Source organism: Sinorhizobium prairiense (assembly GCF_029201645.2).
GTDB classification, from domain to species: Bacteria; Pseudomonadota; Alphaproteobacteria; order Rhizobiales; family Rhizobiaceae; genus Sinorhizobium; species Sinorhizobium meliloti_A.
In genome coordinates this window covers 710,564-726,018 of record NZ_CP104133.1, presented here as the reverse complement: position 1 = coordinate 726,018, position 15,455 = coordinate 710,564, and the positions used below count along the sequence as shown (strand labels likewise).

Sequence of the window (15,455 nt, the reverse complement as noted above, 5' to 3'; positions counted from 1 at the left end):
TTTCTCACCCCACGCTTTGAATCTGGTCACTTCCGCACGGAAGGCCCTACGCACTTTTCCTGGGAGTGCTCTGAAGGATCCCACTCCATCTCCGTATAGGCGGACGTGGCGTTTTGCGGGTTCAAGAGGTCGAACAGGCGCCATCGGTCCGCTTCGCTTCGACCGATGACCTCGCTTGCTTCCCCGAGCGCCAGGCCGTCGTCGAGCGCTTTCCTGGTATCGGACTCCAGAACATGGAGGTAGCGTTCGAGCGGCGCGGCGGCCTCAGGCCAGTCGAGCAGCGGCCCTCCATGGCCCGGTACGACCTTCCGCGCGCCCAGCCCCTTCATCTCGGAAAGAGCGGCGAGCCAGCCGCGCAGCGATCCGTCGAGGGCCGGCGTGTGCCTGTCGAACAGCAGATCGCCGGCGAAAAGGATACCGGACGTCCGGTCGAAGACGGTGAGGTCGGTAGAGGTGTGCGCCGTTGGCCAGGCGCGCAGTTCCAGCACCCTGCCGCCGAGGTCGATTGCCTCCTGCTGCGCTATCGCCCGATCCGGTGCGACTATGCGGCTGCCCAGGAAGGCGGCCTCGCCGATCCGCCGGGCGTAGCTTGCGCGATAGTTCTCGGCGCGGTCGGCGAGCGCACGCGGCAAATTGGCCTGGCCGACCACTGCCGCGCCTGCCTCGCGGAGCGGCTCGGCGCCGAAGACGTGGTCCGGATGCATGTGCGTCAGGATCAGATGACTGATCGGCAGGCGACTTCGTTCGCGGATCGCCAGATAGATCTCTTCTCCGAGCTTGCGCGCGCCGCCGGAATCGATCACGGCGACGCTGCGCGACCCCACGACGAAGCCGAAGTTGGACATGTCGCCGCCGTTTTCCACATCCGGCTCCGCCACCCGGCCGCGATGCAGGAAGACCCCTGGGGCCGCCTCGCTGAAGGAGAGGGCCGAGTTGGGCCTCGGGGCACAAAATGGCGGCTTCTCAGTCCAGTCGCCCGGCTTGCGCGTGACGGAATGCAGCGCATGCTCGCACCCCGCTTTCGTCTCCGCCGCAAAGCCGGGCAGCAGTGCCACCCGGCAGATCTCGCTCGGCGGCGCGTCAGGTGCTGCTGCAGCAAGGATGCACATCGTCACGAATGCTTCGAACACCTCGAGCCCCCGGCATTTTCGAAAAAGTGGGCAATACACAAACCCGGCGATCAACAAGATTGCGGCCGCCGGTCGCGTCAGACAACATATCCGAAAGGCTCGCTTCTGCTCCCGGGCATCTCGTTCTATGCTATAAGATACTCGCAGCCTGTCCAAAAAGGGGGCTTTGAACCATGAAGCTCATTCTCGCGCTTGTTCCCGCCATGCTGTCGGCAAGCCTTGCACTTGCCGAGCCGGAGAAGCCGAACAACCCGCTAGCAGACGGCGCGACCTGGCCCGATTTGAAGGGCGACGTCGTCGGCGAAGCGGCCATTCTCGACGGCGCCACCCTGTTCTCCGTCACCGCGCCCTACCGCGCCAACGACGCCGCGACGGTGCCGGTCACGATCGAGCAGACGGACGCCGCGGCGGATCCGATCGAATCCCTCAAGCTGGTGATCGACGAGAACCCGGCGCCGGTGGCCGCCGAAATCCGCTTCGGCCCCGCGATGGCACCGCTGAAATTCGAAACCCGCGTGCGCGTCAACCAATATTCGAACGTCCGGGCGATCGCCGAAACGCCGCGGGGCATTTTCATGAATGGCCGCTTCGTCAAGGCATCCGGCGGCTGCTCGGCGCCCGCCACAAAGGACCCCGTCGCGGCGCTGAAGGATATGGGAGAGATGCGGCTGAAGCTCTTCGACGGCAAGGGGGACGGACAGAAGGCCCGCCGCGAGGCGCAGATCATGATCCGCCATCCGAACTATTCCGGTCTCCAGCGCGACCAGATCACCCAGCTCTTCGTCGGTGCGAAATTCATCACGGAATTGGTCGTGAAGCAGGGAGACGAGCTTCTGTTCTCGCTCGACGGCGGGATATCGATCAGTGAAAATCCCGTGTTCCGCTTCAGCTATACCGATAATGGTGCCCCGGACTTCACGGTCCATGCGGTCGATACGGACGGCAATGTCTTCGACCGCGTCCTGCCGAAGACGCCGCCCGCCTGATCACGCACTTCCGGACGGAAAACCGTTACACACTTTTCCTGGAAGTGCTCTAACCCTTTGGTTCAACGCACTTCCGGACGGAAAACCGTTACACACTTTCCTGGAGGTGCTCTAGAAGCACAGCATCTCCGCCTCCGCCTGGGCGCGTCTCAGATCCGCGACCATGGTGCGTGGCACGACCGCCGACTTGAACATGGCCAGCTGTTCGCCGCTCCCCTGCTGGAGAGACAGCACCGTTTCGGCCTGGACATATTTGTCATAGGGCAGGATCGATGCGATCACATCGATCGAGCAGGCGCATTTGCTCAATACTTCCCGGCTCTGGCCGTTGGCGGCCATGCAGCCGAACACATAGTCGGCCCGGACCTCGGTGGGGTAATCGTTGAGGCGCTCAGACATGCTCTGTCCGCTTGCGGGGATTGCCGCCGTCGCGATTGCGAGCGCGGTCAGGGCGGCGCGCATCATGGCCGGCCGCCCTCCGCAGCTTCTTTCAAGGTGATCGCGTGGGAATAGCCGGCCTCGGCCCCGCCCGCCGCCGAAGGAACGGTGGCTACCAGCGCATAATACCAGCCGGGAATCTCTTCCGACACGGTGACGGCGAGCGACAACTGCGAGATCCGCCCCATTTGCGCGCGCGCCTTGTCGTGTTCGAACGGCCGGATCGTCACCTCGCGCGCGGCGATTTCACGGTCGTGATAGCGCAGCGATATCGGCTCGATCTGCGCATCCCGCAGCAGGGCTTCCTTGATGCGGTTGCGCATGTAGAAGGGACTGCCGCCGGATTGTGCCGCAAGATCGGAAAGCACGCTTTCGAGAAAATACATGATCAGCGGATTGCCGACCGAGGCTGGATAGTTGCCGAGCCCCCGGGACTGGCTGCCCTGATGGAGCGTCATCGCGACATTGTCGCCAACCTTGAGGTCGATCGTGAAGCTGCCGGCCCTCTGCCCTGCATCAGGCCCCGACACCACCTTGTCGTAGACGAGCGAGCTCTGCTCGTCTACGGAACCGTTCGTCGCCGCGGCGAGCCCTTTCAACGCCGCCGAATGGAAGAGGAGCTCGTAGGTCTCCGCAGCAGCCACGGGTCCGTGCCCCTGCCCCAGCAGGAATAGAGCGATCAGGAGAAAAATACGCATCGCAGATCCACCGTCCGATTGTGGCCCGTTCCGAGGCTCCGTTTACCGGTTTCGAGCCTAGCAGCGGCCCCGGCAATGTCATCGGATACCTTTGTCTGTGTTTGTCTCACGCCACGCGGGCCCGGGTCTTCCAGTCGATCAGCGCCCTGAGCCGCACCAGCTGCACCGGCTTGGTGAGCACGGCGAAGGACATTTCGTTACAAAGCTGCAGGAATTGCCGCTGCCGGTTGGCGGAAATGATGATCGCCGGTATTTCGGCTCCTGCGAGCGCGCGCAGCGTATGAATGGTTTCTATGCCGTTGTCCTCTTCGTCCAGCTGATAATCGACCAGCAAGATGTCGGGAGCCGTGCCGATTTCCTGCATCAGCGCCGCCGCATCCGCAGTCGAGTCCGCCGCCAGAACGCTGGCTCCCCAGCTCTCCAGAACCTGAGTCATCGCGTGCAGCTCGTCTGCATCGTTCTCGACGATCATCACGATCAGATCGAGGCTGCCGTCGAGCATCGGCTCCATCCTCGGATCCTCGCTGACGCTGGCATGGCCGGGCGCGGCCAGCGGCACTTCGATCGAGAAGACGGAACCCTGGCCCGGCCGCGATGCCAGCCGGATGGGGTGATCGAGATGCCGGCATGCCCGCTCGACGATCGACAGACCAAGTCCCATGCCCGGACCCTTTGCCGCGCCGCTTGCCCGGGTGAACTCCTTGAATATCCGTGTCCGATCTTCCTCGGATATTCCGACGCCGGTATCCCACACTTCTATTCGCACGGCATCGCCCGCCAGCCGGCAACCGACCAGGACACGCCCGCGCTCCGTATATTGAATGGCGTTCACGACAAGGTTCTGGACGCAGCGCATCAGGTAGCGCTGATCGCTGCTGATCCAGCGTGAGGAAGGCACGATCCGAAGGTCGATCCCCCTTTCCGTTGCCAGGGGCGCCAGATCCTCGGCCACGCCCTGCAGCAGATTGCCGAGATTGAACGAGGTGACGTTGAATTCGGCTCCCGAGCTGTCGAGGCGCGAAATGTCGAGAAGCGCCTGCAGGAGCGATTCGATCGAGGTGAAGGATCGCTTCAGGCGCCTGACCACCTCCTCCGTGCCCGGCTGCCCCACCTTGTCCGTCAGCATCGACAGATAGAGTTTGGCGGCGTTGATCGGCTGAAGGAGATCATGACTGGCAGCCGCCAGAAAGCGGGTCTTGGACGTGTGGGCTGCCTCGGCAGCCTCCTTGGCGTGCCGAAGCGCCGCCTCGATCTTGGTCTGCTCGTCGGCGTGTATCTGCAGCAGGCGATTGGCCTCGGTCAATTCGGCCGTGCGCTCCTGCACCCGTTGCTCCAGAAGCGCCGAGGCCTGCGTCTCTGCCGTCACGTCCATGATCGAAACGATGAAACCGTCATCGGGCAGGGAATGGATGCGGATGTCGAGGCTCATGCCGTCGCGCCGGCGGAAGCGCTCCTGCACCGCCTCGCCGCGGCGCACCGCCTTGAACCAGCCGGCGACCCTGGACCGGCGCCCTTCCCGCTCGAGAATCTCGTGGCGCTCGACATGTTCGACGATGCGCTGAAAGGGACTCCCCTTTTTCAGAAGCGCAAGCGGCACGCCGAGAAGCTCACCGAAGCGCTCGTTGCGAACCAGCAATTCGCCGCCTGACGAAAACGTGCAGACGCCGAGCGACATGTGATCGAAGGCCGCCTGCAGCAGATGGGACTGCTGGTCGATCAGGCGGTTCTTCTCGCGCCGGTTCTCCCGCACGATGTCGGTGATTTCGGTCTGCAGGACAGTGATATTGCCGGAACTGGTCTGCCGATAGGAAATCTGGAACCAGCGATCGTTCCGCAGCACCATCACGAAGGACGAAAAGCGCTGGCCGGATCCCTGCCCCTTCGCCACCGGCTGGGGCCGGCCCGCCAGGCCATTCTCCTCCCGGTTCAGATACTTGCTTGCGTTGACCGCTGCCAGATAGTCGTCGAAACCGAGGCCGGGCTTGATCAGCGGCTCCACGTCGGGCAGCAAATTGCGGAACTGCGCATTGCACGCCTGCAGTCGTTCCTCGGAAAAAAGTGCGAAGCCGTCCTCCATCGCCACCATGGCATCGGCGAGATTTCTCTGAATCCGCTCCTGCGCCTGGTAGGCGACCTCGAGCTCGCTCGAGGCCCGGTCGAGCGTATCGAGAGCCTTTTCGAGATCCTTGGTCTTTTCCCAGACCTCCGCCTGAAGGGCGATGGCGGATTCGAACAGCGAATAGGCGGAACCCCCGACTTCGTGGCCGCGCTCGGCCCGGTTGACCAGCGCCTCGATGATCCTTGCCTGCTTGGCGATCTGAAGTTCGTAGGGCTCGTTCGGATCGATCATAGCGGCGCTCCCGCCTTCGGCCGGAAAAAGGCGACGCCGACAAAGGTCTGGTTCACGTGCACGCCGAGATGCTGTTCTCCATAGGTGTTGAACCCGACGACCCGGCGCTGCCGCAACTGCTCGGAAACCTCGCTGTCCAGACCCTTGCGCTCGATCTCGAGCTTGCGCAGATAACAATCGAAACCGAGGATGAAATCCGGGGCCTCACCGTCGTGGCCGCTGACCGCCAGCCCCGTCTCGAGCGTTCGGATGATTTCCTTGCCGCGGCCGAGGCGCAACAGCAGACCATCGTCGATCGCCGACAGGAAGGTGAGCCCGTGCTCGCCTTGAATCTGCTGGATCGCCCGCACGTGATAGAGATTGCCGTTGCGCACCAGTACCGGATTCTCGGCGAAGACCATCGGCGACAATTCGCCGACCGGCACCTTGACCAGCCGGGCATATTCCTCCGCCGCCGGCGAACCATTGATCTCCAGGACCAGCCGTTCCTCGGGGACCGCGCGGGTAACCACCATGCGTTTGTCGGTGGGCTGAAAATGATCGAAGCCGAGACCGCTGAACTCCAGATCGGTTTCGAGCAGCAGGAGGAGCGCGGCATTGCTGTGGAATTCACCGTTGCGAAGCACCTGGGTGCGCTGGAACCGCAGCCCGTCGCCGGCCGAACCGCCAAAGACGGGAATGTCCTTCAGCCCTGCCTCCAGGGCCGCCACCAGAATATCCTCCTGCTTGGACAGTCCGTCGGCGAAAATCAGCGCCAGCCGCTTGCGGCCCGGCGTCACGCGGAACTGTGTGGCGAGCCGCTCGGTCTGCGAAACGACATCGGCAATCGAGACCGGCGAAATCGGTTGGAACAGGATCGACGCCACCCGAAAATGATGCCGCTGGAAGGCGACCGCCAGCAGAGTATCGTTTTCATAGCCGCGCGGCGTGATCTGGCCGGCTGTCGTGCAGCCGAAGACGACCGTATTCGGCAGCGACTTTCTGAGCGCAGCGGCAAGGTCTTCCGGCTGCAGCCGGTCCGGCACGAACAGAAAGATAAAGCTCGGCCTCGCCGTGGCGAGCTGCCGTCTGATTTCGGCGAGGGCGGTGAACGCATCATCGGCGCGTGATGTCGCGAGCCGCACCGCCTCGGCGGGTTTGCGGTCAAGATCGTCGACAGCCGTCATGCACCGTCACCCTCCAACTCCATCCCGGCAGGCCGGGCACACCTCACTGCAGGCTGTGGCGGATCGATACTTCGCGTACCAGCATCGCCGCCTGGGTGCGATTGTGGACGCCCAGCCGGCGCAGAAGCGCCGTGATATGCGCCTTGACGGTCGCCTCGGCCAGTTGCATCTCGTAGGCGATCAGCTTGTTCGGCATGCCTTCGCAGATCAGGCTCAGAATGCGGGTCTGCTGCTGCGACAGATGCGCGATCTTGCGCGAGATCGTCTCCACAGACTGGTCCGTCGCCGTCGCGCGCGCCGGCACCGCATAGCCCGGCGGCACATAGGTCTTGCCGTTCCAGATATCCTGCATCGCTTCCTGGAAATTATGACGGTCGATGTCCTTGGGGATGAACCCCGCGGCACCGGCGGCGATGACCGATTGAACCACGTCCTTCGACGTGAAGGCGGAGATCACGATGACCGGAATATCGGGCATCTTCTCCTTGATTTTCAGAAAACCGCTCAAGCCGGATGCATCGGGCAGGTTCAGATCCAGCATGATCAGATCGGGCGAGAAGCGCATCCTGAGCTGCTGCAACGCTTCGCTCAGCGACGTCGCCGTTCTGATGCGGCGCGTATTGAAGGTGCTTTCCATCGTCGCGGCCAGAGCATCGCAATAGAGCGGATGATCATCGATCACCAGGGCCGACTTTATCGAAAGCGAATGAACGGGCAAGGCTGTCCGCGGCATGGCTCTCCTCCCGAGATACTTCCAAGCCAACAGAGCGACTCAAGGCCACTCCGAATTCACCGAGAATATCTCTCTCCCAGGCCGTCGTACTCTCCCCAGCACGACGCGAATCGTTGTCGCACAGTTTTCCACCCCGGGCAATTCCGAGATTTGCCATGCGACGCTACACTGTCGGCGATACGCTTGCGAGATTCAAGCGCCTCGTTCAGGGGCCCAGGTATTCAGACAGGGCGGCTCGCATCCGCAACCCTGCATCGCCACTTCTTGACGCGAAGCGCCGGATGCTGCTCGGACCATTCGGCGATGTACACCGCGGACTGGAACATGCATTGATTCAACGACCTCAGGTCCTGAAACTGCAGCGTTTCCTCCCGGCATTTTTCGGGTGCCATTGCAAGGCATACGGTCAGTACGAGCGTCACCGGGTCCATGACTTCTCCCGTTTCGGATGAAGCTTACGCACGGACTAATATAACCGCCCGCGCGGGAATGCGCCAGCCACCGGCCGAAAGCGGTGGGCATGCGCGGCCGGGGATCATCGTGATCGGGGAGGCGAGCGGAGCATCCGTTGCGGCGAGGCGCGCGTTTCTTTCAGATGATCGCAAAACAGATTCTTGAAATCGCGGAACTTCCTGAAACCGAGGTGACCCGCCAGACGCACGACCGTGGCCGTGGACACGCCGCACTCATCCGCTATCGAAGTCGCCGTGCCGAAGGCGATGATGTCGGGATGGTCGAGTATGGCGCGCATGACGCGCTTGCGTTCGCCGGCAAAGATCACCTCCTTCTTCGCGATCATGGCCTTGAGTTCGCGAAGGTTGGAGGGAGGCATTCTTCCGCGTCGGCAGCTCATTGCCTTGCGATCGGTTTCTTTCTCCTCGGCCGTTGCGGACAGCAAAGCCATCAACGGACATCCTCGATCAGCCGCACCCACTCCGCCGCACGGGCTGCTGCCTCGATGAGAACGGGTTTCGGGGCCTTGTACCACTCTGCGCGCGCGAGTTGGCGGCGCTCGCGAATGTGCGCGATCGCGCCGGCAAGCGTCGAGAATTCCGAAGGAAGCGTCAGGTGCAGAAACAGCGCCATGACGATCACCGAACGCGATCGTCCTCCCCGGCAATTGACAAGCACGTTGCCACGTTCCCGCCTCGGATAGGACGGCTTCTCCGGCAAGATCTGCTCCAGGGCGGCGCGCAGAATGTAATAGGCCGCGACCATCTGCGTGTCCGGGTTGCCGGAACCATCGATCAAGCCGATCTTGTAATAGCGGATCTCCCCGGGTCCGTAGGCGCTGCCTTGGTGATCCGATACCAAGTCAGCCTGCCGCACATAGTTGAAATCCAGGTTGACCGCACAATTGACCACGGTGGTGACGCCGTTCCGGCGCAGCAGATCGAGATCGCTCGCGCCTTCCTTGCCGCTGATGAAGAGATCGACGCCGTAGAGCGGGTGCTTATCGTAGACCAGGCTGAGCTTCGGAAGTTCGGCGTCGATCGATTGCGGGTCTGTTTCCAAGTGCTGCATGCTTTTCTCCGGCGCCGACATAAGGTCGTCGCGCTGTGTCTGACTGCGTCGATGCGCCTGCTAATGTCCGGCCTTTGCGATCCGTGACGCCGAGATCGATCGGGCGACCCGCTCGAGGGTCGGATAATCCGCCCCTCTCCCGGTGGCGATATAGCCCGGGCACATGAAATCCGCGGCATCGACCGCCACCTTGCCGAGGGTTAGCGGCTCGTATCGCCCGCCGGCATTCCTGAGGATGAGCGTTGCAGCGGCGACGTCCCAGGCGTTGACGCCGAAGCCGGCTGCGGCGTCCGCCCATCCGGCCGCCACATGGGCGATGCTGAGCGCCGCGCTTCCGGGCCGGCGCAGTGTCGAGAAGGTTTCCGTCAATGCTCCGAAATTGGCAAGCGCCGCCTCGCGGCCGTCGAGCCGGAAATCACGCGCAACCGGGTAGCCCGTGATCAGAGTGGCGCGCTTTTCATCACCGGCGGCACGCGAAGCGAGTGCCTTGCCGTTCAGCTCCGCCTTTTCGAGATCGGCCGAGAACATGAGGTCCGCCACCGGGTCGTAGACGGCGCCGGCGAGCACGGCCCCATCCTTGACCACGGCGACCGATACGCACCAGAAGGCAATTCCGCGCGCGAAATTCGCCGTCCCGTCGATCGGGTCGACATACCACTGGAACTCGCCGTCGCCCGTCTGGCCGCCCTCCTCGCCCATGACCGCCGAGTTCGGCTCATGCTCGAATATATAAGCTCGAATGATCGCCTCCGCCCGCCGGTCGTGGACAGTCACGATGTCGTGCAGATCGGCCTTGTAGTCCACCGCCATTTCGAAACGGAACGCCTCGAGAAGGGGCGCTCGGACCGCAAGGGCTGCTCCCCGCGCGGTCTCCGCAAGGCGCTGCGAGAGAGCAACGGCATGGCGATCGGCGATCATCGGTCCGGAAGGCGGACTTTGCTGCATTGGATATCCCAGTCTGTTGGAGGAAAGCCCGGCGCGACGCCCGCGCCGGAACGCGGTCACTTGCTGTAATTGCTGCGCCAGAAGTCCTGCCACTCCTCGCGCCGGTCGAAGTCGCTGAGGCCGGTGGATGAATCGTAGCCGAAGAGCCGATCGGACACGGCCATCAATCCGGACGGCTCGTCGGCGGGCATCTTGATGTCGATGTTGGTCGGCAGCTTGCCGTCCTTCATCTGCGGGCCGATGCCTTCTTCCGTAAGGATATAGTGGACGAAGAGCCTGGCGGCGTTCGGGCTCGCTGTCTTGGAGGCGATCAGCCCGAGCTTGACGTAGGTCCAGCCGATCCAGGGGTCGAGGTCCTTGCAGATGCCGAGCTTGTATCCCTTGGCTTCGTTGTCGCGGAACTTGGCCGAGCTCAGGAGGCCGAAGAACGGCGCCTTCTGCCCTGGCGCGCCCACGGCCTCGGCCACGGGATCGTCGCCGTCCGTCGCTAGCGGCGCATTCTCCGCCAGCGCCTTGATCCAGGCGGCGGATGCGCTTTCTCCTCCGTCTGCAAATCCTTGCCGAAATGCGCCTTGTAGGCGGCGGCGACCTTGTCGTCGCCATGCGCCTCCATCTGGTTGAACCAGTCGGTATAGGTGCTCTTCGTCAACGGGTCGACGAGCGCGACCTTGCCCTTCCACTTCGGCTCCGTCAGTTCCCATATGTTGGAAACCGGGCATTTGTCATAGGCTTCGGTGTTGTAGGCCCAGACATTGGCATTGGTCGAAATCGCCAGCGGATTTTGAAACTCCGCCGGTATCTTGGCAGTCATGTCCTCCGGCAGATAACTCTGCACGAATTCCTCCGGCAGAAGCTGCGCCAAGGCTGCCGGCGCGTCGGTGATCAGGACGACGTCTCCCTGCACATTGTCCGCCTGCGCCTCGCGGATGATCATTTCGAGCTGGCTGTTCGCCGACACCTTCATGCCGGCCGCCTTCAGCCCGTATTTGGCGCTGAAATTTTCCGCCATCTCCACGATCTTGCCGGTGCTGTCATAGATGGTGATCGGTTTTTCGCTCCTTGCCGCCGCGATCACGCGATCGAGGTCGAACCCGTCTGCCGCAACAGCCGTGGCCGAAATCACTCCGGCTGCGAGTTCCGAGCGCGGCCACCGCGGTCCGCCCTATCCTGTGAATATGCGCCTTCATCATCTCCTCCCGCTTCCGGCTTCTATTTTTGATAGTGCACGCGCCAGAAATCCTGCCACGTCTCACGCGCGTCCCAGTCGTCGAGGCTGGTCGCCATGCTGTAGGGCAGAAGCTGGTCGAGAACGGTCGCTATCCCCGACGGTTCGTCCGCCGGCGGAGCCACTTCCCTGTTGGTCGACATCTTGCCGTCCACGGCCTGCGGAGCGATCCCTTCGGCCGTCATGACGTAGTGGATGAAGAGGCGCGCAGCATTTGGGCTGTCCGTGCCCTTGGTGATCAGCCCGACGCCCGGATAGAGCCAGCCGACCCATGGCTTCAGGTCCTTGCAGAGGCCGAGCTTCATGCCCTTTTCCGCATTGTCGCGGAACTTCGCGGAGCTCATCAGTCCCATGAAGGGTTCGGATTGCCCGGGCGCGCCGACCGCATCGGCCGCCGCGGCGTCCGCATCGGTCAGGAGCGGCGCGTTGGCTGCAAGCGCCTTGACCCAGGCCGCGGTCGCGCTTGCCTCCTCGGTCTGGATATCCTTGCCGTAGAGCGCCTTATAGGCGGCAGCGACCTCTTCGTCGCCGTGCTTCGCCATCTGGTTGAACCAGTCGACATAGGATGCCTTCCCGAGCGGATCCTGCATGGCGACCTTGCCCTTCCATTCGGGCTCGGTCAGCTGCCAGATATTCGTGACCGGGCATTTGTCGAAGAGCTCGGTATTGTAGGCCCAGACATTGGCGCTGGTGACCACCGTCAACGGGTCCTGGTACTCCGCCGGAATGTTCGCTGCGAGATCCGGGGGCAGCCAGCTCTCGGCAAATCCCTGCGGGATGAGCTGCGCCATGGCGGCCGGAGCGTCGCTGATGATGGAGACGTCGCCCTGGATGTTGTTGGCCCGGGCCTCACGGATGATCATCTCGAGCTGGGCCGATGCCTTGACCTTCGAGCCCTCCGCGCCGACGTCGTATTTGTCGGCGAAATTCTTCGCCATCTCGACGATTTTGCCGGTGCTGTCATAGACGGTGATCGGCTTTTCCTTGCGGGCCGCCTCGACAAGGGCGTCGATATCGAAAGGTTCCTCCGACCGTGCTCCCGTGCCAAGCACGGTCAGCATCGCCGTCGCGCAAAGCAAAAATCTGCCGCTTCTCACATTCCGCTTCATATTTTTTCTCCCTCCGCAGGTTTTTCCGGTTTGTCGGTTATCAGTTGTAGGCGAGGCTTCTCAGTCGCGCGTCCGCCTCCGCGATCCGGCGGCCGTCCGTATCGAAGACATGCAGGGCCTCCGGCGGCGCGAAGAAAAACACCCTGGCGCCCTGCTCGATCCGCGGCAGAACATGGGTCGTCAGGAACAGGGTGTGGCTCTCGCTCCTGAGCTCCAGGATCCAGTTGCCTCCGGTCGGCAGAACGCCGGTCACGGTTGTCTCGCCGGAGAAGCTGCCCTTCGGCACATCCTCGATCCGCGTTGCATAGCCGATCGCCTCCGGGCGGATGCCGACGGAGCCTACCCCCGTGAGGTGCGGATAACGCGTGGCAAGATAGGCCTCCGCCTTGTCGGCCACGTCAGACGTGCCGGGCTCGCCGAAGGTCAATATGTTGATCGGGGGACTGCCGACGAACTCTGCGACGAAACGGTTCGCCGGGCGATCGTAGATGTCGTTCGGCGTGCCCATCTGCTGCAGAGTGCCTTCGTTCATGACGGCGATCGTCGTCGCGAGCGTCATCGCCTCCCATTGATCATGGGTGACGAAGACGATGGTGGTCTTGAATTCCTTATGCAGCCGCTTGAGCTCCGCCCGCATTTCCAGGCGCAACCGCGCATCCAGATTGGAGAGCGGCTCGTCGAGGAGCAGCACGCCGGGGTTGATGGCCAGCATGCGGGCAAGGGCCACTCGCTGCTGCTGGCCGCCGGACAGTTGCGACGGATAGCGGTCCCGGTATTTGGCGATATCGAGCGCCTGCATGACGCGCTCGACGCGCTCCTCCCTTTCCGCTTTGGGGAGCTTCCGCAGTCTGAGGCCGAAATCCGTGTTGCGCTCGATCGTCAGATGCGGCCACAAGGCATAGCTTTGGAAGACGAGGCCCATCTCCCGCTTCTCCGGCGGTACGAAGACCCCGCCGGCCACGCAGTCGACCACACGATCGCCGACCTTGATTTCGCCGCCCGACAGGTTCTCGAGGCCGGCAATCATCCGGAGCGTCGTGGTTTTCCCGCAACCCGATGGCCCGAGGAGGCACATGAATTCGCCATCGCGGATCTCGAGATCGAGGTTGGACACGGCGTTTGCGGAATTCACGCCGTAGTTCTTCTGCGCACCGCGCAGGTTGATCGTTGGCATCAGCTTCCAAGTCCTTCTGCAAGATTTGTGCGGGTCAGCTTCTGGGCGATGAGCGTGCCGCCATAGGCGATGGCGGCGATGATGAGCACCACGGCATTCGCGGCCTGCGTGTAGTGGTAGTCGACCAGCCGCAACGAATAGGTGGTCAGCACATCCGTGCTCGGCACCGCCAGGATGACGAAAAGGCTGAGGCCCTTGATCCCGGAGATGAACGGCAGCAGCACCCCCGTCACGAGCGAGCCTTTCTGGATCGGAATGACGATCGAGATCATCCGCCTGAGCCAGCCGGCTCCGGCGACCTGGGCCGCCTCCTCCGGGTCCTTGCCGAGCTGCGTCATGGCCGAGATGCCGGCGCGCGAGGCGTAGGGCATCTGGTCGGCGATGAGCGCGAGAATGAGGATGATGACCGTGCCATAGAGCGCCGGCAATGGGCCGCGGGGAACCGCGAAAAGCGACAAATAGGCAGCGGCAAAGGCGATGCCGGGTACCAGATAGGGCAGGAAGGTCACCTGCCGAAGATAGACCGACAGGAGGCGCACCGGCGTGCGGATGACCACGTAGCCGACCAGCAGGCCGAGAATGCCGGAGGTTACCGAGGCGAGGCCGACGATCGTCAGCGTGTTCTTTGCAGCGTCCCAGAGATCGGGGCTCAAGAGGATGCCGGTCTTCAGGGCAATCGTGTCGAGATCCCGACCGATCCAGTAGTCCAGCGTGAAGTTGTCGAGCGTGAACCTCGCAGGTATCTTCATGATCGTCGACAGCAACAAGGTGAGGAGCGGCAAGCCTACGCTCAACAGAAAGACCGTGGCGGCGAATCCCGCCGCCGGCAGACGCATGGGGCCAAGGCGACTCTGCCGGTTCATCGACCCCTTCGAACCGATCGTGACGAACCGCCGTGCCTCGCGCACCAGCCGTGCATCGATCCACAGAGTGATGATGCCTATCAGCATGATCGAGCCGGCGATCACCCCGGCGACGCCCGTCTGGCGCGAGGCGATGCTGCGGAAGAGCGACGTCGAGAGAACTTCGAACTTGACCGGCAGACCAAGCACATAGGGCACGCCGAATTCGCCCAGGCACTTGGCGAAGATGAGCACCATCGAGGAGAGCAATGCCGGCCGCATCAGGGGCAGGATGATCTGCAGCGCCACCTGGTGGCGCCTGGCGCCGAGAATGCGTGCCGAATCCTCGAGCTGGGAATCGAAGCGCCTGAGCGCCGAGCCGAACAGGAGAATGACGAAGGGCGTATAGTGCAGCGCGAGGATGATGGTGATCGGAATCCGGCCATAGGCAAGCCAGTCGGGCGGCGTCAGCCCCATCGCTTCCAGCCATCCGGGCTGGCCGCCGACCGTACGGTTCTTGAAGAGCGTCGTCCAGGCGAGCGCGAAGGTCCAGGCCGGCAGCATGTAGGGCACGATCAGCGCGGTCGCGAACCAGCGGCGCCCGAACATGTCCGTCCGGCTGATGAGCCAGGCAAGCACAGTGCCGATCAGCAGCGACAGCGATATGGCGCCCACGGCTACCGAGAGCGTATTGAAGAGCGGTCGCCAGAACAGGTCCGCCGACACCGGCGAGAACAGCGCTCTGTCGAGATAGTAGAGCGTGAGATCGCCGACATCCTTGCTCAGACGCCGCTCGTGCCCGAACTGCACGCGAACGGCGTCGAGCACGATGGAAATGATCGGAACGACGATCAGGTATGTGAACAGCAACGCCGTCAGAACACCGATCAGGGTCGTGGGTTCACGCAGGGCAACCTTCAACCGATAGCGCCATGCCTGCCAGGCCGAAGGCGCGGCAGACCGGTTTTCGGCTGCCGCCTTTGCCGGTTCACTTAGAAGAGCCATTGTTCCTCCCATGGCCGCTTATGCTTGCTTCGCCGGCATCGATGTCCGTCACCGCGCGCTGAAGTCGTTTGCGGAAAGCTCGGGCCCGCTGTACCGCACCGGCAGCCCGCCTCCGTTCCTCCCGGGCCAT

Annotated in this window: 14 protein-coding genes and 1 pseudogene; 1 reads left to right on the top strand and 14 read right to left on the bottom strand. The window is 63.0% G+C overall.

Features of this window, described 5'->3' with window-relative positions; genetic code table 11:
- Positions 1–26 precede the first annotated feature (26 nt).
- Complete coding sequence (locus N0Q91_RS26650; protein WP_275599642.1) at positions 27–1,130, bottom strand: quinoprotein relay system zinc metallohydrolase 2; 1,104 nt, start codon at positions 1,128–1,130, stop codon at positions 27–29.
- 173 nt (positions 1,131–1,303) lie between these two features.
- Here N0Q91_RS26650 and N0Q91_RS26645 point away from each other — a divergent pair, with 173 nt between their 5' ends.
- Complete coding sequence (locus N0Q91_RS26645) at positions 1,304–2,116, top strand: quinoprotein dehydrogenase-associated SoxYZ-like carrier (RefSeq protein ID WP_275599641.1); 813 nt, start codon at positions 1,304–1,306, stop codon at positions 2,114–2,116.
- Between the two features lie 111 nt (positions 2,117–2,227).
- Here N0Q91_RS26645 and N0Q91_RS26640 read toward each other — a convergent pair whose 3' ends face one another.
- The 13 genes and pseudogenes from N0Q91_RS26640 to N0Q91_RS26580 form a co-directional block, all read right to left on the bottom strand.
- Complete coding sequence (locus N0Q91_RS26640) at positions 2,228–2,581, bottom strand: hypothetical protein (RefSeq protein WP_100670798.1); 354 nt, start codon at positions 2,579–2,581, stop codon at positions 2,228–2,230.
- On the bottom strand, positions 2,578–3,252 hold the full coding sequence (locus N0Q91_RS26635; protein ID WP_275599640.1) for a hypothetical protein: 675 nt from the start codon (positions 3,250–3,252) through the stop codon (positions 2,578–2,580). Before N0Q91_RS26635 ends, N0Q91_RS26640 begins: the two co-directional genes overlap by 4 nt.
- A gap of 106 nt (positions 3,253–3,358) precedes the next feature.
- Positions 3,359–5,602: a PAS domain-containing hybrid sensor histidine kinase/response regulator gene (locus N0Q91_RS26630; RefSeq protein WP_275599639.1), complete on the bottom strand. Its 2,244-nt coding sequence runs from the start codon at positions 5,600–5,602 to the stop codon at positions 3,359–3,361.
- Complete coding sequence (locus N0Q91_RS26625; RefSeq protein WP_018095882.1) at positions 5,599–6,768, bottom strand: FIST signal transduction protein; 1,170 nt, start codon at positions 6,766–6,768, stop codon at positions 5,599–5,601. Before N0Q91_RS26625 ends, N0Q91_RS26630 begins: the two co-directional genes overlap by 4 nt.
- A 43-nt stretch (positions 6,769–6,811) precedes the next feature.
- Positions 6,812–7,501: a response regulator gene (locus tag N0Q91_RS26620; RefSeq protein WP_003532082.1), complete on the bottom strand. Its 690-nt coding sequence runs from the start codon at positions 7,499–7,501 to the stop codon at positions 6,812–6,814.
- Positions 7,502–7,722: 221 nt separating this feature from the next.
- Positions 7,723–7,932, bottom strand: coding sequence for a hypothetical protein (locus N0Q91_RS26615; RefSeq protein ID WP_100670804.1), 210 nt, complete (start codon positions 7,930–7,932; stop codon positions 7,723–7,725).
- Positions 7,933–8,036: 104 nt separating this feature from the next.
- Positions 8,037–8,405: a MurR/RpiR family transcriptional regulator gene (locus tag N0Q91_RS26610; RefSeq protein WP_275599638.1), complete on the bottom strand. Its 369-nt coding sequence runs from the start codon at positions 8,403–8,405 to the stop codon at positions 8,037–8,039.
- Positions 8,405–9,046, bottom strand: a complete 642-nt coding sequence (locus N0Q91_RS26605) for a dual specificity protein phosphatase family protein (protein ID WP_375341897.1) — start codon at positions 9,044–9,046, stop codon at positions 8,405–8,407. The genes N0Q91_RS26610 and N0Q91_RS26605 overlap by 1 nt, the downstream gene beginning before the upstream one ends.
- Positions 9,047–9,085: 39 nt before the next feature.
- Positions 9,086–9,970, bottom strand: a complete 885-nt coding sequence (locus N0Q91_RS26600; RefSeq protein ID WP_275599637.1) for an inositol monophosphatase family protein — start codon at positions 9,968–9,970, stop codon at positions 9,086–9,088.
- A gap of 56 nt (positions 9,971–10,026) precedes the next feature.
- Positions 10,027–11,157 (bottom strand): annotated as a pseudogene (locus N0Q91_RS26595) (substrate-binding domain-containing protein).
- 22 nt (positions 11,158–11,179) lie between these two features.
- Positions 11,180–12,304 (bottom strand): ABC transporter substrate-binding protein, encoded by a 1,125-nt coding sequence (locus tag N0Q91_RS26590; protein WP_275599636.1) that lies wholly within the window; start codon positions 12,302–12,304, stop codon positions 11,180–11,182.
- 40 nt (positions 12,305–12,344) lie between these two features.
- On the bottom strand, positions 12,345–13,478 hold the full coding sequence (locus N0Q91_RS26585; protein ID WP_275599635.1) for an ABC transporter ATP-binding protein: 1,134 nt from the start codon (positions 13,476–13,478) through the stop codon (positions 12,345–12,347).
- Entirely contained in the window at positions 13,478–15,325 is a 1,848-nt protein-coding gene (locus tag N0Q91_RS26580) for an ABC transporter permease (protein WP_275599634.1), read from the bottom strand. Before N0Q91_RS26580 ends, N0Q91_RS26585 begins: the two co-directional genes overlap by 1 nt.
- Positions 15,326–15,455: the final 130 nt, after the last annotated feature.